Origin of the sequence: Yersinia sp. 22-579, assembly GCF_030433455.1 — a bacterium.
Lineage (GTDB): Bacteria > Pseudomonadota > Gammaproteobacteria > Enterobacterales > Enterobacteriaceae > Yersinia > Yersinia enterocolitica.
Map to the genome: position 1 here is coordinate 100261 of NZ_JAUJTZ010000015.1, position 24043 is coordinate 124303.

Here is a 24043-nt window from a genome sequence, read left to right on the forward strand (position 1 = left end):
GTGGGAAAGGGGTGCGACGAATCGCACCCGCGATATTTTTATTTTACTGGCTTATTTTTCTTTCCGCGCATGAGGTTGAGGGTTTCAACACCCATTGAGAAGAACATGGCGAAGTAGATGTAGCCTTTCGGAATATGAATCTGGAAACTTTCCAACATCAGGGTAAACCCGACTAAAATCAGGAAAGATAATGCCAGCATTTTGACGGAAGGATGGCGGTTAACAAACTCACCAATCGGCCGGGCAGCAAACATCATTACGCCCACGGCAATGACGACTGCGGCCATCATAATGAACAGATGATCTGACAGCCCTACCGCAGTTATCACCGAGTCCAGGCTAAAAATGATATCCAACAGCATGATTTGCACGATAGCCGCAAAGAAAGAACTGACATTACTGCTGTGGTCAGTATCACTGCCCTCAATGGTTTCATGAATTTCTTTGCTAGCCTTCCAAATCAGGAACAAGCCACCCAACAGCAAAATGATATCCCGCATCGAGATACCATGACCTGCCAGCGTAAATAGCGGCTCAGTCAGGCGGATAACCCAAGCGATAGAAGCCAGTAATGCCAAACGCATAAGCATCGCACCGGCCAAGCCAAGACGACGGGCTTTGTTTTGCTGCGCTTTAGGTAATTTAGCGACCACTAAAGAAAGGAAAATAATATTGTCTATGCCGAGAACGATCTCGAGGATAGTCAGTGTGCCTAGCGCCAACCAGGCATTTGGATCGGCAATCCATTCAAACATTGTGCCTTACACCTTACGGAAATTACGGAGTTTGCGGAAACACAAAGATACAATTATACGCGTTTATTGGTTAAGCGGAATAATAGGATTCATCTGTTAAAGCAAAAAGTGACGGGCCAGCATCGGGCCGGTAAAGGTTTTTTTCAGATAAAAACCGCGCGGTAAGGTCATGATGGGCTGTCCGTGTTCGCCGATGGCTTCAGTTAATGCGCGGCTATTGGCGGCTTTCGGGCGCAATTGTAAGACTTCGCCATGACGAGCCGTAATAGTTTCAACTTTGCCCAAAACGATAAGATCCATTAACTCTTCCCAATCGCGGCGCAGTAATTCTTCCTCTTCCTCATTCGGGCTCCACAATAAAGGAGCACCAACCCGGCGCTGTGCTAACGGAATTTGGCGTTCACCTTCAACGGGCACCCACAACACGCGGGCCAATTTATGCCGTACATGGCTACTTTCCCAAGTGATGCCGCTATTACCGGTCAGGGGGGCAACACAGACGAAAGTGGTCTCCAGCGGTTTGCCTTGGGCGCTGATAGGAATAGTTTTCAGCTCGATACCAATATTGGCAAAATCCTGTTCAGGTTTACTGCCCGCGCTGGCCCCCAGATAGAATTCCAGCAACATACCCACCCAGCCCTTTACCCGTTTTAAATCCGCTGGAATGTTCCAGCCCGCTCTGCTTGCCAATTCGCCGAGAGTAAAACCTGAGAGTGCTTCAGCACGTTGAAAAAGTTGATGTTCATCAGTGGGCGGTGCCGGGGGCAGTGAATAAACAGACATAAAATGGAAACCTGCTAAAGTCGGTTAAAAAGTGAGCTGAAATAAAAGTGACCGTAAATGTATTGTCATCCCGTCCAGCAGAAACAAATAATAGCATGATTTAACGGAAGTTTTCTTTCCTTCCGCCCGGTAAATACTTTTACTCTGACTATCTTGTGCACCTGCTGACAGGAATAATGAACAGGATCTTACACCTATTTATCCACAGATTTATTGGATAACCCCAATAAATCACGATCACTGGTTCAATTTACAGCCTTGACGGCAGGTTATTTTGCGTGTTTTGCTGTTTTTTGCATAACTTTGCCTCATTATCTGTGGATAAAAACCACATTGATGGATCTTTAGCCAGCTTCAGATCTAAAACGGATGTAGATCACATTTTAGTGGCGTGAATACCTGTGGGAAACCTGTTATTTTGTTGAAATTAATCACTTATTTTTTTAGATATTTTGGGCGTATAATTACGTTAAAATGAGTTGTACCTGCTTTTCCCTAGAGTTCTGCACACCTATATCCACAGAAAAAGTGAATAAAATAGGGGGCGCAGTCCTCAGGGTGTTTATAACTTTGCCAATATCTGTGAGTTATCCCAGAGTTATCAGGTTTCGTTGGCGGATAAGCAGTGGTTTACCGCCTGTTGCTAGTGTGAAACAATCAGAGCATCTTTGAGTTTTAAGCTTATCGAGGTAGTCCGGTGATCGATGATGATGGCTACCGCCCGAACGTGGGTATTGTAATTTGTAATCGGCAGGGAGAAGTGTTGTGGGCCAGGCGTTACGGTCAGCACTCCTGGCAGTTTCCTCAAGGGGGGATAAACCCCGGTGAAACACCAGAGCAGGCAATGTATCGTGAACTTTTTGAAGAAGTAGGACTTAACAAAAAGGATGTCCGAATTCTGGCTTCAACCCGTAACTGGTTACGCTACAAATTACCAAAACGTTTGGTGCGTTGGGATACAAAGCCGGTATGCATCGGCCAAAAACAGCGATGGTTTCTACTACAGTTAATGTGTAATGAAGCCGATATCAACATGCAACGCAGCAGTACTCCGGAGTTTGATGGCTGGCGATGGGTCAGTTATTGGTATCCGGTGCGTCAGGTGGTGTCCTTTAAACGGGATGTTTATCGTCGCGTGATGAAAGAATTTGCTCCAACCGTAATGCCTGTGCAGGAGGCAGCTCCGCCACGGGTACCGCCAGCTTATCGCCGTAAAAGAGGTTAAGTTAAGCCGATCATGCTCACGCGTTTGCGAGAAATAGTTGAGAAAGTGGCGATGGCAACTAGCCTAACGGATGCGTTAGAGCTGTTGGTCAATGAAACCTGTCTGGCGATGGACACGGAAGTTTGCTCGATTTATCTGGCAGATAATGACCGCCGTTGTTACTACCTAATGGCAACACGGGGTTTGAAAAAGCCCCGTGGTCGCACCATTACGCTAGCCTTTGACGAAGGAATTGTCGGGTTGGTAGGGCGCCTGGCCGAGCCTATTAACCTGGCTGATGCACAAAGTCACCCCAGTTTTAAATATGTTCCCCAAGTTAAAGAGGATCGCTTCCGGGCGTTCCTCGGGGTGCCTATTATTTATCGTCGCCAATTGCTTGGTGTGCTGGTGGTTCAGCAACGTGAACATCGTCAGTTTGATGAGAGCGAAGAGTCATTCATGGTCACGCTGGCAACACAACTGGCGGGCATTCTTTCTCAATCTCAACTCAATGCCATTTTTGGCCAATACCGACAAACGCGGATCCGCGCACTCGCTGCGGCACCCGGGGTTGCGGTTGCTGAGGGCTGGCAGGATACTTCGCAGCCTTCCCTCGATTTGGTTTACGAGGCCTCGACACTCGATACTGCCCAAGAGCGTGAACGCCTAACACAAGCGCTGGAGGAAGCCGCAGCTGAATTCCGTCGCTTTAGTAAGCGCTTCGCCGCCAGCTCACAAAAAGAGAGCGCGGCGATTTTCGATCTCTATTCTCACTTGCTTAATGATGCTCGCCTAAAGCGTGAACTCTTCGCTCAAATTGATGCCGGATCAGTGGCGGAATGGGCGGTTAAGCAAGTTGTCGAACAATTTGCCGCGCAGTTTGCCAGCTTGCAAGATACTTATATGCGCGAGCGCGCCAGTGATCTGCGGGCATTGGGTCAGCGCTTGCTGTTTCATCTTGACGACAGCACTTCTGGTGCCAGCCAGTGGCCTGAGCGTTTTATTCTGGTTGCCGATGAGTTAACCGCCACATTATTGGCTGAAGTACCACAAGATCGCCTCGCCGGTGTGGTGGTGCGGGATGGTGCAGCTAACTCCCATGCCGCCATTCTGGTGCGCGCTATGGGGATCCCGACGGTAATGGGCGCAGATATTCAACCTGCGTTGCTGAACCAGCGGTTACTGATCGTTGATGGTTATCGCGGCGAAGTGCTGGTTGATCCTGAGCCGGTGCTGGTCAAAGAGTATCAACGGCTGGTCACGGAAGAGATTGAACTTAGTAAGCTGGCTGAAGATGATGTTGAGCAACCTGCCGCGCTGAAAAGTGGTGAGCGGATCCAGGTGATGCTCAATGCGGGCCTTAGCCCGGAACATGAACAACTGCTGGGTGGGCGAGTGGATGGCGTGGGCCTCTATCGCACCGAGATTCCCTTTATGCTGCAAAGTGGCTTCCCATCCGAGGAAGAGCAGGTGGCACAGTATCAAGGCATGTTACAGCTTTACCCGAACAAACCGGTCACACTCAGAACACTGGACATCGGTGCGGATAAACAGCTTCCTTATATGCCGATTAGTGAAGAGAACCCCTGCCTGGGCTGGCGCGGTATCCGTGTCACGCTCGATCAGCCAGAGATCTTTTTGATCCAAGTCAGAGCGATGCTTAGGGCTAATGCCGGAACCGGTAATCTGGGTATTTTATTGCCGATGATCACCAGTTTGGAAGAAGTCGATGAGGCAAAACGCCTGATTGATCGTGCTGGCCGTGAAGTTCAGGAAGTTTTGGGCTACGAATTGCCACAGCCCAAATTGGGTGTGATGGTTGAAGTGCCGGCCATGATATTTATGCTTCCGTATCTGAAATCGCGAGTCGATTTTATCTCGGTTGGCACCAACGATCTGACGCAATATTTACTGGCGGTAGACCGTAATAACACACGAGTTGCTTCACTGTATGACAGTTTGCATCCGGCGATGCTACAAGTGTTGAGCCACATTTTAACTCAGGCGACACAGTCTGGCCTGCAAGTGAGTTTATGTGGTGAAATGGCGGGCGACCCGATGGGTGCTTTGCTGCTGGTTGGGCTGGGGTATCGCAACCTCAGTATGAATGGTCGCAGTGTGGCGCGCATTAAATATCTGCTGCGTAATATAGACTTAGTGGATGCACAAGCCTTGGCTGAGCGGGTATTAAACGCCCAAATGACCACGGATGTACGCCATCTCACAGCGGCATTTATGGAGCGTAGAGGGTTAGGCGGTTTGATTCGCGGTGGAAAGTAATGTTACAGAACTTTACCTACTGTAGCTCCCCTGAGTGCCCCCAGGCTATGCTATTATGCGCAACCTGAAGCCCTAACCGGGCAAGAACATTAATTCTCTCAAAATATGAGACATTTCGTGGTGATAGATGAGCAATAGCTATCTGGCGTTTCCTAAATTCGATCCGGTCATTTTCTCAATTGGCCCGGTTTCCCTGCATTGGTATGGCCTGATGTACTTGGTGGGCTTCGTCTTCGCTATGTGGTTGGCGGTTCGTCGGGCCAATAAGCCGGGCAGTGGCTGGACCAAAGAAGAAGTTGAAAATCTCCTTTACGCCGGCTTCCTCGGGGTATTTGTCGGTGGTCGTGTTGGTTATGTTCTGTTCTATAACCTGCCGCTGTTCCTCGATAATCCACTCTACCTGTTTAAGGTGTGGGATGGCGGCATGTCATTCCACGGCGGTTTGATTGGTGTTATCTGTGTGATGCTGTGGTTCGCTCGCCGCACCAAACGCCATTTCTTCCAGGTTGCTGATTTTATTGCTCCACTGATTCCGTTTGGATTAGGCGCTGGCCGTCTGGGCAATTTTATCAATGGCGAGCTGTGGGGCCGGGTCACAACGGATACTCCATGGGCGATGCTGTTCCCGACTTCTCGGGGCGAAGATATTGCGATTGTTGCCGCAGACCCTGCTAAATGGCAGGCAATCTTCAATCAATACGGTGTATTGCCACGTCACCCTTCGCAATTATATGAAATGATTCTGGAAGGGGTGGTGCTGTTTATCATCCTGAACCTGTTTATCCGCAAGCCGCGCCCTATGGGCAGTGTTTCAGGCCTGTTCCTGATTGGTTATGGCGCGTTCCGAATTATTGTGGAATGTTTCCGCCAGCCTGATGCCCAGCTTGGCTTGTTCGACGGCGTGATCAGCATGGGGCAGATCCTCTCTGTACCTATGATTCTGGCCGGTATCATTATGATGATTTGGGCGTATCGCCGTCCTGCGCAACAACTTTCGTGAGGTAACATGAAACAGTATCTGGATTTGATGAAAAAAGTGCTGGAAGAAGGCACTGCTAAAGATGACCGCACCGGTACTGGGACGCTGTCAATTTTTGGGCATCAGATGCGTTTCAATTTACAAGATGGTTTCCCGCTGGTAACCACCAAGCGCTGCCATTTGCGTTCCATCATTCATGAGTTGTTATGGTTCCTCAACGGCGATACCAATATTGGTTATCTGAAGGAAAATAACGTCTCAATCTGGGATGAGTGGGCTGATGAAAACGGTGATCTTGGCCCGGTTTATGGTAAGCAATGGCGCGCTTGGGGCGCTGCTGATGGCCGCCAGATTGACCAACTGAGTAAGGTAGTGCAACAGCTTAAGCAAGACCCAAACTCCCGTCGTATCATCGTTTCTGCATGGAATGTGGGTGAGTTGGATCAAATGGCTTTGGCACCGTGCCATGCTTTCTTCCAGTTTTATGTGGCTGATGGCAAGCTGTCTTGTCAGCTATATCAACGCTCTTGCGATGTGTTCCTCGGCTTACCATTTAACATTGCCAGCTATGCATTACTGGTACATATGATGGCGCAGCAATGTGATTTGGCAGTGGGTGATTTTGTCTGGACGGGGGGCGATACCCACTTATACAGCAACCATATTGAGCAAACGCATCTGCAATTAAGCCGTGAACCACGGGCGCTGCCGAAACTGATTATCAAACGTAAACCTGCTTCATTGTTTGACTATCGTTTCGAAGATTTTGAAATTGAAGGGTATGACCCTCACCCTGGTATCAAAGCCCCGATTGCTATCTGATGTTAAACCGGAGCCATTTGGCTCCGGTATACTAATTTTTAGCCTGCAACACCCCCTCTAATAGCCATTCCTTTCATTTTATCTACTACGTCTATTGGCAAAGAATTGCGAAGCGCGCCGTACCTTTATTGGTATTTATGTCGCTATAAATAAAATTTTGCGTACCACTTCCAGCCTTAATTAATGGCTACTGGATCTCAATTTTTCACGACGTAAACTCACGCCATGAAAACCAATCTACGACTCAATAAACTGCGTTTGATCAGCGGAAATATTATTAAAAAACAAAAAGGTATTAGCCTTATTGAGCTGCTATTAGTCATTGCCTTGGCCGGTATCATGACAGTATGGGGGGCGCAGAGTTGGCACCAGTACCGGCAACGGGAGAGGCTCGCGGACAGTGCTCGCCAGTTACTTGCCTTTCTAACACATTTACAGGCCAAGGCTAATCGCAGCAATAGCACGACATTATTGTGGGTACGGCAAGACAAACAGGGGTGTTTAGGCAGTGGTAATAAGCCAACAATAGCCTGTTCTTTATTAGAGGGGGAAATATTTATTCCACCTTACCCTGATGTTTCTATTACGATTTCTTTAAATAAAGAAATTGGTTTTTATGGCATCAGAAACACGGCGCAGGCAGGAAATATTATGCTCAGTAATCCGGTGGGGCATATCCGGTTAATTATCTCCAGCCGTGGGCGAATCCGGCTATGTAGTGAGGGGCAATCAATAGCAGGGATTCATTTATGCCAGAAATAGCAAAGAAGCTGGATGCTTCCGTACCAGGTTATTTTTCGCAGAAATACAGGGCCGGTTTTACCTTGCCAGAAATGATGCTGGCACTGAGTGTTGGCAGCATGATTATTATGGCCGCCACACAAGTTTTTCCCCAATTACACAAGCAAATATCAATATTGCAGCAACATTATCATCTGGAGTTAGCTCTCAGTCAGGTTATGGCGGTAGTGGAAAAGGATCTTCGGCGGGCGGGATTTTGTCATGGCGAGTGTCAGGGAAAGGCAATTACAACAGCTAGTTACCCAAGTGAAGCCTCAAACTCTTGCCTGATTGTTGCTTATGACCTCAACCGCAATGGCCGGTGGGAAGGGGCAAAACATCAGGAGTCCGAATACTTTGGTTATCGGCTACGTAAAAAAATATTAGAAGGCCAACGCGGAGAGTTGAATTGTTCTGGCGGTGGTTGGGAAAAGCTGCTTGATCCGAAAGACATCACTATTACGCATTTTTCTGTTAGCCGATTGCCACAGCAAACCTCAGATCAGGTTTATCGCGTGCAATTGGCGGGACAAAAAAGAGGTAATCCGACAATACACCGTCAACTGACTTATACCATTCATGGGGGTAATTTATGAGACTGGAGCAACAGCGGGGGGCGAGTACTTTGGCTGCTATCGCTACCCTTTTTGCGCTGGGCTTATTTTTGCTGTCAGCCTTACATCGACAATTGGATAATATTCATAAAATTACCGCGGAGGAACAGCGCCACTTGCGTGCCTTTAATCAGGCGACATCATCATTGAATTGGGGAGTAACCCAGAATTGGTCATTCAGCTTGCCGTGGCAGAGGAGGGGAGTATGGCATTGTCATGAGCAGCCACAATATGGCTTAAAAGCCTGCATTAGACCGTCATCGCTGGCTGGCTTTTTTATTCTTAGGGGAGAAAGCCAATCTTTCGGAACTCAGCCGCCTTTGATGCTTTACCAACGAACTAAACTGAATGCAGAACAAGGAAATAAAGGACAGTATCGATTGGTGAAAGCTGCTCATGGTTGGCTGGATTTTTGCCCGGACAAGGATGCTAAATTTTGCCTTTAATAAGATATTGTGTCTGGCGACGGTATGCTAAAAATCATACTGAACAGGGGTTTAGCCTGCCAGAGGCCTTAATTGCAGCACTTTTTTTCTCAGTCTCGCTGCTGGGATTGCTGCAATACCATCAGGCACTTTTGCAGGGTTTTTCTTCTTTATGGCAGCAACGCCAGGCGTGGTCTTTGCTTAATCAACATATTGACAGTGGTGGTGACAAGCCTGCTAAGGCACTTATCTCCGGAATCAAACCTCACTGGCAATACCATCAGTTTATAAAGCGAATTGATGGGGAGTGCACGGAGTTTACATTTACCCTGAGAATACAACCGAAGCAGCAGGCGGAATTAAGTCGCTGGTTTTGTAATACGAGTGAAGGGAGTTAGTTGTATGGCTATAAATAGGATAATGACGATAACCTATTGCGCTCATTCATTATCAAGTTAGAGTATTAAACCTCAGGATTTATCCACAAGTGATAATCAGCTGGTTTAATCATTTATGGATATTCTCCATAGTGCCTTAAGGGAGTCATCATGTTCACGGTTTATCATTCTAATCAATTGGATTTACTCAAAGCGCTAACAACTGCGCTGATAGAACGAGAACCGTTGGATAACCCTTTTCAGCAAGAAGTGGTACTGGTGCAAAGCCCAGGTATGGCCCAATGGCTACAAATGCAATTGGCTCAACAATTTAGCATTGCAGCTAATATTGAATTTCCATTGCCTGCGACCTTTATCTGGGAAATGTTTACCCGCGTGTTACCCGGCATCCCAAAAGAAAGCGCATTTAGCAAAGATGCCATGACATGGAAACTCATGTGGTTATTGCCTGACCTATTGGAGAATCCGGTATTTTCTGCGATGAAACGCTATTTAAGTGATGATAGCGATAAACGTAAAATTCACCAACTTGCGGCACGAGTCGCTGACCTTTTTGACCAATATCTGGTGTACCGCCCAGAATGGCTTGAGAGTTGGGAACGAGGTCAACTTATTGATAATTTGGATGATGCCCAGCAGTGGCAAGCTTTACTGTGGGTTGAATTAACGCGCTATACCCGCCAATTAGAACAACCGGAGTGGCATCGCGCCAATCTCTATCAGCGTTTTATTCGCACACTTCTCGAATCCGATGTTTGTCCGACAGGGCTGCCCAAACGAGTATTCATCTGTGGCATATCCGCTTTACCCCCAATCTATTTACAGGCCTTACAAGCACTGGGTAAACACATTGATATCCATTTGATGTTTACTAATCCGTGCCGTTATTTCTGGGGAGACATTCAGGATTATGCTTTTCTGGCCAAGCTGCAAAGCCGAAAACGCAGACATTATCGTGAGTCGGTGGAAGTAAAACTGTTCCGTGACCCTGAGCAGGCGGAGCAACTATTTAATGCTGATGGTGAACAAGACCTTAGTAACCCGTTATTAGCTTCATGGGGGCGACTTGGTCGTGACCACATGTATCTGTTATCCCAGGTTGATGAGATCCAAGAGGTTCATGCATTTGTTGATATCGAACCCGATAACCTATTACATGGTGTTCAACACGATATGCTGGAGCTTGAAGACCACGCCATTATTGGTACTACGCCAGAGACATTAGCGCATAGCCACCAAAAGCGAGTATTAGATCTCAGGGATCGCTCCCTAAGCATACACGTCTGCCACAGCCCTCAGCGCGAAGTTGAAGTCTTACAAGATAATCTGCTGCGATTATTGGAGGCTGACCCTGAGCTGACTCCGCGTGACATTATTGTCATGGTCGCTGACATTGATAGCTATACCCCCTATATTCAGGCCACATTTGGGAATGCTACAGGGGAGCGCTATTTGCCATTTGCGATTTCAGACCGCAAGGCTAGCCAGGCACATCCTGCACTTCAGGCTTTTATCTCTCTACTTGATTTGCCCCAGAGCCGTTTTACTTCTGAGCAGGTATTAGCCCTGCTGGAAGTGCCTGTTTTAGCCAATAAATTTGGTATTACCGAAGATGGATTGCGTCGTTTGCGGCAATGGGTTGACGAGTCAGGTATCCGCTGGGGATTAGATGATGACAATGTGCGTGAGTTGTCTCTGCCCGCAACCGGTCAGCATACCTGGCATTTTGGCCTGACTCGTATGCTGCTGGGTTATGCTATGGACAGCAATGCCGGTGACTGGCAAGGGGTTTTGCCCTATGACGAATCCAGTGGTTTAGCGGCTGAGCTTGCCGGGCAATTAGCGGATATGTTGATGCAATTGAGCCAGTGGCGACAGCAATTGAGCGAATCTCGTTCACTCAGTGAATGGCTACCATTATGCCGTCAATTATTAGATACCTTCTTTGAGCCCGATAATGATACTGAAGCGGTGCTGGTTTTGATTGAACAGCAATGGCAGAAGGTTATCAGCTATGGTATTGCTGCCCAATATCCGGATATCGTGCCACTGAATCTGTTACGGGATGAACTGGCTTCGCGCCTGGACAATGAACGAATTAGCCAGCGTTTCCTCGCGGGGCCAATCAATTTCTGCACACTGATGCCGATGCGTTCAATCCCGTTTAAAGTGGTGTGCTTATTGGGGATGAATGATGGTGTTTACCCACGAACATTACCACCGTTGGGTTTTGATTTGATGGCTAAACAGGTTCGGCGCGGTGACCGTAGCCGCCGTGATGATGACCGCTATCTGTTCCTCGAAGCATTACTCTCCGCCCAGCAGCAGCTCTATATCAGTTATATCGGGCGCTCGATTCAAGACAACAGTAAGCGCTATCCTTCAGTTCTGGTTAGCGAGTTGATTGAATACATTTCACAAAGTTATCACTTGCCAGGTGATGAAGAACTCAGTGCAGATGACAGTGCCAAACGGGTCATACAACATTTACTCTGCTGGCATGCGCGTATGCCGTTTGCAGCAGAGAATTTTACCCAAGATAGTGAATTACAAAGTTATGCCGCTGAATGGTTACCTGCTGCTGAGTCCAGAGGGGCGGCACACCCAGAATTTAATCAGCCTCTGCCACCAGAACCCTTACCTGAAATCACTCTTGATGAATTAATCCGCTTCTATCGCCACCCTGTGAGGGCTTTTTTCCAACTCCGGTTGGGGGTGAATTTCGTTATTGAAGAAACGGAGCTACCTGATGAAGAACCTTTTACTTTGGATAACCTCAACCGTTATCAGTTTAATACTCAATTATTGAATGCATTGATAGAAGAAAGTGATATCAATACTGTCTTCACCCGTGCCCGTGCGGCGGGCAACCTTCCTTATGGTTCTTTCGGCGAGCTTTACTGGGAAAATCAGCAAGAAGAAATGCTGCCATTAGCTGAACAAATTCGAACTGAACGCAAAGAGAGTCACAGTATTGAGCTAAACATTGAGTCTGGGGATACCACCTTGACTGGATGGATGCATCAAATTCAGGAAGATGGCTTAGTTCGTTGGCGACCAGCGGCACTTACGGCGGTTGATGGGCTTTTATTGTGGATTGAACATTTGGTGTATTGCGCCGCAGGCGGTGAGGGTGAAAGCCGGATGTATGGGCGTAAAGGCACTGCATGGCGTTATGCGCCACTGGATTGCGATGAAGCACGGCAATATTTACAGCAGTTAATCAGTGGCTATCAGCAAGGTATGTGCGAACCTTTACTCCTACTGAGTAAAAGCGGTTGGGCATGGTTGAGTCAGTGTTTTGATCGCGAGTCTGGTCAAATTTTGTGGGATGAAGAAATACAAACCAAAGCCCGAATGAAACTTTTACAGGTTTGGCAAGGTGACCAACGGATTGCCGGAGAGGGTGAGGATAACTATATACAAAGGGTATTCCGCCTGATGGATAACCAACATCTCGACATGATATTAAATGAAACTGAACGTTATTTATTACCAATAGCTCGCCATAATAAGGCGTGATAGCTGTGCATGACCAAACCAGATTTTAGTGCAGATTGAATACCAGAAGCCGGATATATGTTTTAGCGGCAATTTTAAAGGGGTTAGGGGAGAAACGGAATGCATAAACAGTTTGCCCGCATCATTGGCATATTTTTCTTATTAGGTTTGCTGGCCCCATTGAGTTGGGCTGACGCTCCTGCATGGCAACCACTGGCAGAAGTCATTCACAAAAGTGAACATGACCTGCGTAAATATCAGGCAATAAAATTGCCTAATGGTATGACGGTGTTGTTGGTCTCTGATGAACAAGCGCCTAAGTCTTTAGCTGCTCTGGCATTGCCTGTTGGATCACTGGAAGATCCTAATAACCAACTGGGATTAGCCCATTATTTAGAACATATGTTACTGATGGGGTCTAAGCGTTTTCCAGAGCCAGGTAGTTTTTCTGAATTCTTGAAAAAGCATGGTGGTAGCCACAATGCGAGTACGGCTTCTTATCGAACCGCTTATTATCTTGAAATTGAAAATGATGCATTAGCCCCGGCGGTTGACCGCTTGGCTGATGCTATTGCAGAGCCGCTGTTAGACCCCATTAATGCCGATCGTGAACGCAATGCGGTGAATGCAGAATTGACGATGGCACGCTCACGCGATGGAATGCGGATGGCGCAGGTGAATGCGGAAACACTTAATCCAGCTCACCCCAGCGCGCGTTTCTCCGGTGGCAATCTGGACACACTTAAAGACAAACCCGATGGTAAATTGCATGATGAGCTTCTGAGCTTCTATCATCGGTATTACTCGGCCAATCTGATGGTGGGGGTACTGTATAGTAATCAATCTTTGGAGCAATTAGCACAACTAGCCGCTGATACCTTTGGTCGAATTCCGAATCGGGATGCAAAAGTACCACCGATTACAGTACCTGCAGTCACCGCGGACCAAACCGGTATTATTATTCATTATGTACCAGCTCAACCGCGTAAACAGTTGAAAGTCGAATTCCGCATTGAAAATAACAGTGCAGAATTTCGCAGTAAAACAGATACCTATATCAGTTACTTAATAGGTAATCGTAGCAAAGATACCTTGTCTGACTGGTTACAAAAACAAGGGTTGGCTGATGCAATCAATGCAGGTGCTGACCCGATGGTAGACAGAAATGGCGGCGTATTCTCTATTTCAGTATCCCTTACCGATAAAGGCCTGGCTAATCGGGATGTCGTGGTAGCGGCCATTTTTGATTACATCAACATGCTGCACAAAGATGGCATTAAAAAGAGTTATTTTGATGAAATCGCCCATGTATTAAATCTGGATTTCCGCTATCCCTCAATCACGCGGGATATGGATTACATCGAGTGGCTGGTGGATATGATGCTGCGGGTGCCTGTTGAGCATGTGCTTGATGCCCCTTATCTGGCTGACAAGTATGATCCAAAAGCCATTGCTGCGCGACTGGCTGAAATGACACCGGAAAATGCCCGTATCTGGTTTGTCAGCCCGGAAGAACCTCATAACAAAGTCGCTTATTTTGTTGATGCTCCTTATCAGGTCAACAAAATCAGCCCGCAAGAGATGCAAGAATGGCAGAAGTTGGGGAAAGATATCACGCTGAGTTTACCGGCACTTAACCCCTATATTCCGGATAACTTCTCTTTAATCAAAGCTGATAAAAATATCACCCGACCACAGAAAGTGGCTGAACAACCAGGGCTGCGGGTGTTCTATATGCCAAGTCAGTATTTTGCTGACGAACCGAAAGCCGATATCTCCGTTGCTTTCCGTAATCCACATGCTCTGGACACCGCCCGTCATCAGGTTCTTTTTGCTTTGACTGACTATCTGGCTGGGCTGTCACTGGATGAGCTGAGTTATCAGGCCTCAATCGGTGGGATCAGCTTCTCAACATCGCCGAATAATGGCTTGTATGTCAGTGCTAATGGCTTCACTCAGCGGATGCCGCAGTTGCTGACTTCTTTGGTTGAAGGTTATTCCAGTTTCACGCCAACAAAAGAGAGATTGGCACAAGCTAAGTCTTGGTATCGTGAGCAATTGGAAGTCGCTGAGAAGGGGAAAGCTTATGAATTGGCTATTCAGCCAGCGAAGTTACTGTCTCATGTCCCTTATTCAGAACGTAGCGAGCGACGTAAATTGCTGGACAGCATCAGCGTGCAAGATGTTGTGACTTATCGCGATGACCTGCTCAAGCAGTCTGCGGTAGAAGTCTTAGCGGTAGGCAATATGACTGCCGAGCAGGTGACATCTCTGGCCGAGTCATTGAAAAAACAACTCAGTTTGACTGGAACAACCTGGTGGACTGGTGAGGATGTCATTGTTGATAAAGCCCAACTTGCCAATATGGAACGGCTAGGTAGCAGCTCTGACGCAGCGCTGGCCGCCGTCTATGTGCCGACGGGTTATACCGAAATTGAGGGTATGGCTTACAGTGCCTTGTTGGGGCAAATTGTACAGCCGTGGTTCTATGATCAACTACGCACCGCAGAACAACTCGGCTACGCGGTATTTGCCTTCCCAATGTCAGTTGGGCGTCAATGGGGCTTAGGTTTCTTACTGCAAAGTAATAGCAAGCAGCCTGATTATCTTTATCAGCGCTATCTTGCGTTCTACCCACAAGCTGAGAAGCGGCTGCGGGAAATGAAACCGGCTGATTTTGAACAATATAAACAAGCGTTAATCAACCAATTACTGCAACGCCCACAAACGCTGGATGAAGAAGCTAGCCGATATAGCAATGATTTTAATCGCAATAATTTTGCCTTTGATAGCCGTGAGAAAATGATCGCTCAGGTGAAGCTGCTGACGAACACGGCATTGGCAGATTTCTTCCAGCAAGCGGTTATCAAACCACAAGGCTTGGCACTGCTTTCTCAGGTTAAAGGTCAGGGGCAAACCGCGGGTGGGTATGCGGTGCTTACAGGATGGACGACCTATCCAACAACGTCAGCCTTGCAAGCAACCTTACCGCAGAAGGTATTGGCTCCATGACATCAATGACTCCCCAGCGGCTGGAACCGCTAACGCTCCCCTTGTATGGCGAGAGGCTAATTGAAGCTTCCGCCGGTACAGGTAAGACTTTTACCATTGGGGTTCTTTATCTCAGATTGTTGCTTGGCTTAGGCGGGGAAGCAGCGTTTCGTCGCCCCTTAATGGTCGAGGAAATCCTGGTGGTGACCTTTACCGAAGCAGCAACTGAGGAGTTGAGGGGGCGAATTCGTGACAATATTCATGAGTTACGTATCGCCTGCGTACGGGGAGTCAGTGATGATCCAATGCATCAGGCTTTGTTAGCTGAAATCATTGATTTGAGTGAGGCCGCAGCGCAATTACTGGCAGCTGAGCGCCAGATGGATGAAGCGGCAATTTATACTATTCACGGTTTTTGTCAGCGAATGCTGGCTAACAATGCCTTTGAATCGGGCATCTTATTCGAACATACCTTGGTGCAAGATGAGCTGCCATTACGCAGGCAAGCTTGCGCCGATTTCTGGCGGCGTCATTGCTATCCGCTCCCGTTGACTATTGCCAGAGCGGTTAGCCAGGAGTGGAGTGGGCCAGAGGCATTACTTAAAGATCTTTCTGCTTACTTACAAGGTGAAACGCCAAAATTTCGGCAAGCGCCTGGTGATGATGAAACGATACTCAGTCGACATCAGCAGATAGTGGTACAAATTGATGCAGTTAAGGCGCAATGGCGCGCAGCTGCTCCAGAGTTAGAGGCGCTGATTAGTAGTTCTGGTGTTGATAAACGCAGCTACAGTGCTCGATATTTACCTAGCTGGTTGGAAAAAGTCGGTAGCTGGGCTGAGCAGGAAACCGGCGATTATCAGTTGCCCAAAGAGTTAGAGAAATTCCGCCAATCAGTACTATTTGAAAAAACCAAAAAGGGTGAGGCTCCTCAGCACGATGTCTTCCATGCTATAGACCGTATATTCGAACAACCTCTGACACTCAGAGATCTGATTTTAGCCCGAGCTATCAGCGAGATACGAATCTCTGTGCAGCAAGAAAAACGCCAGAGGGCAGAGCTGGGGTTTGATGATCTGCTCAGTAAACTGGATGCGGCATTGCAACAAGCTGGTGGAGAATTGTTGGCTCAATCCATTCGCACTCGTTATCCCGTAGCAATGATTGATGAGTTTCAAGATACCGACCCGCAACAATACCGAATTTTCCACACACTTTATGGTGGGCAAGAAGAGTGCGGCCTATTACTGATTGGTGACCCTAAACAGGCTATTTATGCTTTTCGTGGTGCCGACATTTTTACTTATATTCGTGCTCGCTCAGAAGTAAGTGCCCACTACACATTAGAGACTAACTGGCGCTCATCCTTCCCAATGGTGCAATCAGTTAACCGGCTTTTTAGTCTGGTCGATGTTCCTTTTTTGTTTAAACAAATTCCCTTTATAAATGTGGTGCCTGCGCAAAAAAATAAGCAATTATCATTTGAAATAAAAGGGAAAAAACAGCCAGCTATGTCTTTCTGGTTGCAGTCCGGGGACGGTGTTGGGGTTAGTGAGTACCAACAATTAATGGCACGGCAATGTGCCGCTCAAATCCGAGACTGGCTTACTGCTGGGCAAAAAGGTTTGGCACAATTAGTGACAGCCACAAGTTCAAGGCCGGTTAAGGCGTCAGATATCACCATATTGGTGCGTAGCCGGGCAGAGGCGGCATTGGTGCGCGATGCCCTGAGTGCATTGGCAATCCCATCCGTGTATCTCTCCAACCGTGATAGCGTATTTGATACTGCTGAGGCCAAAGATCTGCTGTGGCTATTGCAGGCTGTTTTGGCTCCCGAGCAGGAGCGGGCATTACGCAGCGCTATGGCGACCGGCATCTTGGGGCTGGATGCGCGAATGTTGGATGAGTTGAATCACGATGAGCGAGCTTGGGATGCTTTGGTTGATGAGTTCGATGGTTATCGCCAACATTGGCAGCGCCGTGGGGTGCTCCCGATGCTGCGGGAGATTATGGCTCAGCGCCATTTAGCTGAGAATTTGCTGGCAACTCAGGGCGGTGAACGGCGGCTAACAGATTTGCTGCATTTGGGCGAATTATTGCAAGAAGCAGCATCACAGCTTGATAGTGAGCACGCACTCATCCGTTGGCTGGCGCAACAAATAGCACAACCGAATCATCAGTCTGATAACCAACAACTTCGTTTGGAAAGTGATCGACATTTGGTGCAAGTCATTACTATCCATAAATCCAAAGGATTGGAATACCCGCTGGTTTGGCTACCTTTTGTGGGCAATTTCCGCCAGCAGCAAGACGTGCTCTATCATGATCGCCACAGCTTTGAAGCATTACTTGATCTGAATGCTGATGAAGAAAGCCAGGCTTTGGCGGAGGAAGAACGTCTGGCTGAGGACTTACGGTTATTATACGTAGCACTCACCCGTGCGGTTTATCATTGCAGCATAGGTATTGCCCCGTTGATTAAAGGGGGGCGAAAAAAACAGGGTGAAAGTGATATGCATCTCAGCGCGTTAGGCTATCTGGTGCAACAAGGTCAGGCGGGAGATGCGCAGTATCTTGCTGATAAACTGGCACAGTTAGCGGCGCTGGCAGATGGAGAGATTTCTGTTTCACAAGCCGGGCAACTGGATGAGACACCTTGGCTGCCGCAGCAGGATGAGTTGCCAGCCCTTGCTGCTCGACAGTTTAGTCGCCAAGTACACGATTTTTGGCGGGTCACCAGCTATTCCGGCCTACAACAGCATGGTTCGAGTAAAAGCGTAGCCTCACAGGCGCTGAGTGTGCCATTACAGGAGTTATTACCACGGTTGGATACTGACGCTGTTGGCGAGCAGGTATTAATAACTGAGCCTCAGTTAACCCCTCATACTTTCCCCCGAGGTGCGGCACCCGGTACTTTCTTGCATGATTTACTTGAACCTCTGGATTTCAGCCAGCCGATTGAACAAGACTGGCTGACAGATCAGTTACAGCAACAAGGTTTTGGTGAACAGTGGTCATCCATGCTGTGTCAGTGGCTAACTGACATTGTACAAACCCCTCTAAATGAAACCGGTGTGACATTGGCGCAATTGACACCACAGAGCAAGCAAGCCGAGTTGCAATTTTATTTGCCGATAGACACTTTACTGCAAGCGCGTGAGCTAGATACCTTAATCAAGCACTATGACCCACTCTCTCGCCAGTGCCCGGTGTTGGATTTTCAGCAAGTCAGAGGAATGCTGAAAGGGTTTATTGATCTGGTTTTCTGCTGGCAAGGCAAATATTACTTACTGGATTACAAATCCAACTGGTTGGGTGAGGACAGCAGTGCCTATACCCACGATGCGATGGCCCAAGCCATGGCTGAGCATCGTTATGACTTGCAATATCAGCTTTATACTCTGGCATTACACCGCTATTTGCGTCATCGATTGGGTCATTATGACTATCAGCGCGACTTTGGTGGTGTCATTTATCTCTTCCTGCGTGGTGTTGATAAACAACATCCGGGGAACGGCATTTTTAGCTGCCGCCCTGAACGAGAACTCATTGAGAGAATGGACTGTTTATTCAGTGGTCGTGAAGTAGGGCCGCATATTAGTGACAACAGTGGTATGGCGATAACCGGTGAGGGCACATCGATATGATGACGTTACTGGAGCAAGCGGTTCGTGACCACTTACTACGGCCACTGGATGTTCAGTTCTCGCGGATGATAGCCGGTGATGATGATCCCATGTTGCAACTGGCAGCCGCTGTTCTCAGTACTGAAGCTGGTGCTGGGCACGTGTGTCTACCATTGAGTTATTTGCAGCCAGATCAGCTGTTTGGTGGCCGACAGCCAGCGCTATCACAAGCACTGTGGCAGGCTGTTGGTATGCCAGATCAATTACATTGGATACAAAAACTCAATAGCTCCCCGGCAGTCAGTGATGGTTCACAACCAACCCCCTTAGTGTTGCAAAATGACCGTTTGTATTTACAACGGATGTGGCAATACGAAGGTGATGTAGTGCGCTTTATTGCCAGTGACAATATGGCGTCGCTTATCAACAAAACCAGTGACGGCAGCGGAACCAGAGACGTCAACGAAATATTATTAAGAGATACGCTTGATCGCCTATTTGGGCCGGCAGAAAATGAGGTCGACTGGCAAAAAGTCGCCGCTGCGGTAGCGGCTACCCGCCGTATTTCCGTGATTTCCGGTGGTCCAGGGACGGGGAAAACAACGACGGTAGCCAAGTTATTGACCGCATTGATACAACTGAGTCAAGGGCAACGTTTACGTATCCAACTTGCCGCTCCAACCGGTAAAGCTGCCGCACGGCTGACTGAATCGCTGGGGAACGCCATTCGCCAGCTCTCACTAACTGACGATGAACGCAAGCTATTTCCAGATCAAGCATCCACATTGCACCGTTTATTGGGTGCACAACCTAATAGCCAGCGCTTACGGTATCACCGTGGTAACCCGCTAAACCTTGATGTGCTGGTGGTTGATGAAGCATCAATGGTGGATTTGCCCATGATGGCGCGGCTCATTGCAGCATTACCCACTAAAGCTCAGGTGATTTTTCTCGGTGACCGTGACCAATTGGCTTCGGTAGAGGCGGGTGCAGTACTGGGTGATATATGCCGCTTTGCTGAGTTGGGTTACAGCGAGCCTAGAGCTAAACAGTTAGCTCGCTTAACGGGATGCATATTAGTGGGAAACATCCCGATTGGTGAGGTGGAGGCAGATGCCGTCAATGTCCGTGATAGTTTGTGTTTGCTGCGCAAAAGTTACCGCTTCGATGAAAAGTCCGGTATTGGACAACTTGCTTTAGCGGTTAATGCCGGGAGATATCGTGATGCATTAACCGTTTTTAATGGTACATATTCGGATATCGAGCGCTTTTCTCTGACAGATCCCGATGATTATCAGGTATTGCTGGAGGACTGTGCTGCTGGTTATCAGCACTATCTTGAACTGGCAGCTGCAGGTGCTGATGCGGTGGATGTACTTGCTGCATTTGGCCGCTATCAACTGTTATGTGCATTACGCGCTGGGCCATTTGGTGTCAGTGGCTTAAACGAGCGGATCGAACAACTATTGCATCGCAAACGATTGATAGAGCGAACGCCGGGGCCATCGGGCCGTTGGTATGTTGGCAGGCCGGTGATGATAGGGCTTAATGACAGTACTCTCGGTTTATTCAACGGCGATATTGGTATTGCTTTGCCTGATCCTGAAGGGGAGCTGCGGGTGCATTTCCAATTACCTGACGGCAATATCAAATCGGTGCAGCCGAGTCGTCTTCCCAGCCATGAAACTGCTTATGCTATGACCGTACATAAATCTCAAGGGTCGGAGTTTGAGCATACTGCATTGGTTCTACCCAATACGTTCATGCCAGTGTTAACTCGAGAATTGGTCTATACCGCGATTACCCGCGCACGCCAGCGTTTGACTCTGTATTGCAGCGATACAGTATTAAGTCATGCGATACGTACCCCTACACTTCGCGTGAGCGGGTTGGTGGAGCGTTTGAATCAATTGAAGTGAAAATATCGAAGGGGCGAATACCCCTTCAGATTACAAATCTGCCAGTAAAATCTTTGAGCGGCGCTGATAGTTATACAGCTCCTGCTTCTGAATAGGTAACACTTCAACCTCTGCGGGAGTAAAACCGCGCTCCTGGAACCAGTGGATACTGCGGGTGGTTAACACAAACAGCTTTTTAAGCCCCATCTGCCGTGCCTGATTCGCTACCCGTTTTAACAGCATTTCACCACGGGAAGAACTGCGATAATCCGGATGTACCGCGACACAGGCCATTTCACCGATTTGCTCCTCGGGGAAAGGATAAAGTGCGGCGCAGGCAATAGTCAGATTATCTCGTTCGATAATGGTGAATTTGTCTATTTCCATCTCAAGCTGCTCGCGTGAACGGCGTACTAAAATGCCTTGCTGCTCCAGTGGGCGAATCAACTCTAATATGCCGCCAATATCATTAATGGTCGCGCGACGAACTTGTTCTGCACTTTCCATGACAATCTGTGTACCGATACCATCACGAGAGAACAGTTCTTGTACCAGAGCGCCATCTTCCTGATAACTCAGTAAATGGCTCCGGCGCACACCGCTGCGGCACGCTTTCACGGCCCCACGCAGAAAACGTACTGTTCCCGAGTTGTAATCACCCTCCTGCTCCAGGTCTTCAATCCGTTTTTGAGCATCATTAGGGAACAGTTCTGAAATAATATTGCCTTCGCTATCTGTTACCCCTTGTGATGAACAGAAGCCGATCATTTTTTCAGCTTTCAGTTTGATAGCTAGTTGAGTTGCAACTTCTTCCGAGGTCAGATTAAAGCTCTCGCCGGTTACGGATACAGCCACTGGCCCCAGCAACACAATAGCGCCATTGTCCAACTGGCGATGAATCGCTTCTTCATCGATCCGGCGAATACGGCCGCTATGGCAATAATCAACACCATCATCCACACCCAACGGCTGAGCAATAATAAAGTTACCGCTGACCACATTGATGTGCGCTCCCTGGAGCGGAGTATTATTCAAACTCATCGATAATCTTGCAGTGATATCCAACTGCAATAAACCCGCCGCCTGTTTGACCATTTCCAACGTCCTGGCATCAGTGACTCGGGTATGCTTGTGATAAACAGGTTCGTAGTGATGCTGTGCCAGATTGCTGTCAATTTGTGGACGAGCGCCATAGACCACAACCAGCCTGATCCCAAGGCTATGCAACAAGCCTATATCGTTAACGATACTAGAAAAGTTTTCATGCTCAATCGCCTCGCCACCCAGCATGACAACAAATGTCTTGCCGCGGTGAGCATTGATATAGGGAACTGAGTGGCGAAATCCCTGGACCAGTTCAGTACTACGTTCCTTCACGGCAGACCCTCTTTGAATTTTTATTCGGTATTTTTGTATTTTTATTCTTTTTTGACCAAGATGGCAAGCACGAAATTGCTATTAAATGCATATGTATGGCGTATGTGTATTAATAAATTGAATAACATAAAAATGTTTTTCTGATGACAGCGTGGGATCGATTCGTTAAAGTTTTTCCTCATGAATTTTTTTTGTTCGGTTTTTATTCATATTTTGGTAGTTACTTTGGAGTTACATGGCAGATTCAAATCATAATTCTGGGCGTCGGCGTCTACTACAAGGTGCTGCCGCGACCTGGCTACTGAGTGTCAGCCGGGTTGGATTTGCTGCTTCTTCCCATATTATTGCCGTCAGGATTTGGCCCTCTTCAACGTATACTCGCGTCACCTTGGAATCCAATACACCGCTTAAATATCGTCAATTTGCGCTGACTAATCCGGATCGGATCGTGGTTGATATTGAAGGCGTGCATCTCAATAGCGCTTTGAAAGAGATGACTAAGCAAGTTCAGTCCGGTGACCCTTACCTTAAGCAGGCACGGGTTGGGCAGTTTGATAAAAACACTGTTCGGCTGGTTTTGGAGCTGAAGCAAAGCATTAGCCCGCAGCTGTTTACTCTTAAACCTTTTGCCGAGTTCAAAAATCGCCTGGTAGTGGATCTCTATCCACAAGAAGGTAAAACTTCGGCTGAAGATGATCCGTTACTGGCATTATTGGAAGACTATAATAAAGGCAATGTGGAACGCACTTTACCTGCTGAGGCACCCAAAGCGGGTAAAGCAGGGCGCGATAGGCCAATTGTTATCATGCTAGACCCAGGGCACGGTGGGGAAGACCCAGGAGCGATTGGGCGAAATAAGACCCGTGAGAAAGACATTGTGTTGCAAATTGCCCGTCGGTTGCAGGCACTGATTAAGAAAGAATCGAATATGCGGGTATTTATGACGCGTAATGAAGATGTCTTTATTCCATTAAAAGTCCGGGTGGCGAAAGCCCGTAAGCTGCGTGCGGATTTATTCATTTCGATTCATGCCGATGCCTTTACCAGTCAGGCAGCCAGAGGTTCCTCCGTCTTTGCGTTATCGACTAAAGGCGCAACCAGTACTGCTGCGCGTTTTTTAGCGCAAACACAGAATGAGGCCGACCAGATTGGCGGGGTTAGCAAAAGTGGTGATCGCTATCTTGACCATACCATGATTGATTTGCTGCAAACCGCGACGATTAATGACAGCCTGAAATTTGGTAAAGAAGTGCTCAACCGCATGGGGAAAATTAATAAGCTGCACAAGAATCGTGTCGATCAAGCGGGCTTTGCTGTATTGAAAGCACCTGACATTCCATCAATTTTGGTTGAGACGGCGTTTATCAGCAATTTGGAAGAAGAGCGAAAGTTACGAACCAGCCATTTTCAGCAGCAAGTGGCCGAATCCATATTTGCCGGTATCAAAGCTTATTTTGCTAATGGTGGAGCGATGGCCCGACTTTAATGAATGTTGCTATTAATCGAAATATACCCTAAATAATTCGAGTTGCAGGAAGGCGGCAAACGAGAGAGTCCCGATGAGTTGACGCCAGTCAATGATTCGGGTGAACGAAAGCAGCCAACGCACA

16 protein-coding genes are annotated in these 24043 nt (G+C 47.8%); 13 read left to right on the forward strand and 3 right to left on the reverse strand.

Annotated elements, in window-relative coordinates; translation table 11 throughout:
• Positions 1-38: 38 nt before the first annotated feature.
• Complete coding sequence (locus tag QSV56_RS17565; RefSeq protein WP_019078932.1) at positions 39-755, reverse strand: TerC family protein; 717 nt, start codon at positions 753-755, stop codon at positions 39-41.
• A gap of 96 nt (positions 756-851) precedes the next feature.
• A complete protein-coding gene (gene mutH, locus QSV56_RS17570) occupies positions 852-1538 on the reverse strand; it encodes a DNA mismatch repair endonuclease MutH (RefSeq protein ID WP_050163195.1) in 687 nt (228 codons plus the stop codon).
• Positions 1539-2235: 697 nt separating this feature from the next.
• On the opposite strand from mutH, the gene rppH reads away from it, so the two are divergent.
• The 12 genes from rppH to recD all read left to right on the forward strand — a co-directional run bounded on the left by rppH (position 2236) and on the right by recD (position 21077).
• Entirely contained in the window at positions 2236-2763 is a 528-nt protein-coding gene (gene rppH / locus QSV56_RS17575) for an RNA pyrophosphohydrolase (RefSeq protein WP_005165374.1), read from the forward strand.
• A 12-nt stretch (positions 2764-2775) separates the two neighbouring features.
• On the forward strand, positions 2776-5022 hold the full coding sequence (gene ptsP, locus QSV56_RS17580) for a phosphoenolpyruvate--protein phosphotransferase (protein ID WP_046050339.1): 2247 nt from the start codon (positions 2776-2778) through the stop codon (positions 5020-5022).
• Between the two features lie 127 nt (positions 5023-5149).
• Positions 5150-6022 (forward strand): prolipoprotein diacylglyceryl transferase, encoded by an 873-nt coding sequence (lgt, locus tag QSV56_RS17585; RefSeq protein WP_011816984.1) that lies wholly within the window; start codon positions 5150-5152, stop codon positions 6020-6022.
• Between the two features lie 6 nt (positions 6023-6028).
• Positions 6029-6823 carry a thymidylate synthase gene (thyA, locus tag QSV56_RS17590; protein WP_050078654.1) on the forward strand — a complete coding sequence of 265 codons (795 nt, stop codon included), beginning with the start codon at positions 6029-6031 and terminating at the stop codon, positions 6821-6823.
• A gap of 225 nt (positions 6824-7048) precedes the next feature.
• Positions 7049-7585 (forward strand): prepilin peptidase-dependent protein, encoded by a 537-nt coding sequence (locus QSV56_RS17595; RefSeq protein WP_050130456.1) that lies wholly within the window; start codon positions 7049-7051, stop codon positions 7583-7585.
• A complete protein-coding gene (locus QSV56_RS17600) occupies positions 7573-8199 on the forward strand; it encodes a prepilin peptidase-dependent protein (protein WP_301213021.1) in 627 nt (208 codons plus the stop codon). The genes QSV56_RS17595 and QSV56_RS17600 overlap by 13 nt, the downstream gene beginning before the upstream one ends.
• Positions 8196-8663 (forward strand): YgdB family protein, encoded by a 468-nt coding sequence (locus QSV56_RS17605; RefSeq protein WP_301213023.1) that lies wholly within the window; start codon positions 8196-8198, stop codon positions 8661-8663. Before QSV56_RS17600 ends, QSV56_RS17605 begins: the two co-directional genes overlap by 4 nt.
• The gene (locus tag QSV56_RS17610; protein WP_046050344.1) at positions 8654-9040 is read left to right on the forward strand and encodes a prepilin-type N-terminal cleavage/methylation domain-containing protein; all 387 of its coding nucleotides are present in this window, start codon (positions 8654-8656) and stop codon (positions 9038-9040) included. Before QSV56_RS17605 ends, QSV56_RS17610 begins: the two co-directional genes overlap by 10 nt.
• 150 nt (positions 9041-9190) lie before the next feature.
• Entirely contained in the window at positions 9191-12562 is a 3372-nt protein-coding gene (gene recC, locus QSV56_RS17615; protein ID WP_050880345.1) for an exodeoxyribonuclease V subunit gamma, read from the forward strand.
• A 99-nt stretch (positions 12563-12661) separates the two neighbouring features.
• Complete coding sequence (ptrA, locus tag QSV56_RS17620) at positions 12662-15553, forward strand: pitrilysin (protein WP_046694626.1); 2892 nt, start codon at positions 12662-12664, stop codon at positions 15551-15553.
• Positions 15550-19179: an exodeoxyribonuclease V subunit beta gene (gene recB / locus QSV56_RS17625; protein WP_050163188.1), complete on the forward strand. Its 3630-nt coding sequence runs from the start codon at positions 15550-15552 to the stop codon at positions 19177-19179. The genes ptrA and recB overlap by 4 nt, the downstream gene beginning before the upstream one ends.
• Positions 19176-21077 (forward strand): exodeoxyribonuclease V subunit alpha, encoded by a 1902-nt coding sequence (gene recD / locus QSV56_RS17630; RefSeq protein ID WP_050298790.1) that lies wholly within the window; start codon positions 19176-19178, stop codon positions 21075-21077. The genes recB and recD overlap by 4 nt, the downstream gene beginning before the upstream one ends.
• A 30-nt stretch (positions 21078-21107) precedes the next feature.
• On the opposite strand, the gene argA is transcribed toward recD, so the two are convergent.
• Positions 21108-22433, reverse strand: coding sequence for an amino-acid N-acetyltransferase (gene argA, locus QSV56_RS17635; RefSeq protein WP_019078920.1), 1326 nt, complete (start codon positions 22431-22433; stop codon positions 21108-21110).
• 235 nt (positions 22434-22668) lie between these two features.
• On the opposite strand from argA, the gene amiC reads away from it, so the two are divergent.
• Positions 22669-23919, forward strand: coding sequence for an N-acetylmuramoyl-L-alanine amidase AmiC (gene amiC, locus QSV56_RS17640; protein WP_005173271.1), 1251 nt, complete (start codon positions 22669-22671; stop codon positions 23917-23919).
• The last annotated feature ends 124 nt before the right edge of the window (positions 23920-24043 follow it).

What these genes read in the sequence shown, in the direction of transcription:
- QSV56_RS17565 (WP_019078932.1), bottom strand. Translation starts at nt 755, where the DNA reads ATGTTTGAATGGATTGCCGATCCAAATGCCTGGTTGGCGCTAGGCACA.
- mutH (WP_050163195.1), bottom strand. Translation starts at nt 1,538, where the DNA reads ATGTCTGTTTATTCACTGCCCCCGGCACCGCCCACTGATGAACATCAA.
- ptsP (WP_046050339.1), top strand. Translation starts at nt 2,776, where the DNA reads ATGCTCACGCGTTTGCGAGAAATAGTTGAGAAAGTGGCGATGGCAACT.
- lgt (WP_011816984.1), top strand. Translation starts at nt 5,150, where the DNA reads ATGAGCAATAGCTATCTGGCGTTTCCTAAATTCGATCCGGTCATTTTC.
- thyA (WP_050078654.1), top strand. Translation starts at nt 6,029, where the DNA reads ATGAAACAGTATCTGGATTTGATGAAAAAAGTGCTGGAAGAAGGCACT.
- QSV56_RS17595 (WP_050130456.1), top strand. Translation starts at nt 7,049, where the DNA reads ATGAAAACCAATCTACGACTCAATAAACTGCGTTTGATCAGCGGAAAT.
- QSV56_RS17600 (WP_301213021.1), top strand. Translation starts at nt 7,573, where the DNA reads ATGCCAGAAATAGCAAAGAAGCTGGATGCTTCCGTACCAGGTTATTTT.
- QSV56_RS17605 (WP_301213023.1), top strand. Translation starts at nt 8,196, where the DNA reads ATGAGACTGGAGCAACAGCGGGGGGCGAGTACTTTGGCTGCTATCGCT.
- recC (WP_050880345.1), top strand. Translation starts at nt 9,191, where the DNA reads ATGTTCACGGTTTATCATTCTAATCAATTGGATTTACTCAAAGCGCTA.
- ptrA (WP_046694626.1), top strand. Translation starts at nt 12,662, where the DNA reads ATGCATAAACAGTTTGCCCGCATCATTGGCATATTTTTCTTATTAGGT.
- recB (WP_050163188.1), top strand. Translation starts at nt 15,550, where the DNA reads ATGACATCAATGACTCCCCAGCGGCTGGAACCGCTAACGCTCCCCTTG.
- recD (WP_050298790.1), top strand. Translation starts at nt 19,176, where the DNA reads ATGATGACGTTACTGGAGCAAGCGGTTCGTGACCACTTACTACGGCCA.
- amiC (WP_005173271.1), top strand. Translation starts at nt 22,669, where the DNA reads ATGGCAGATTCAAATCATAATTCTGGGCGTCGGCGTCTACTACAAGGT.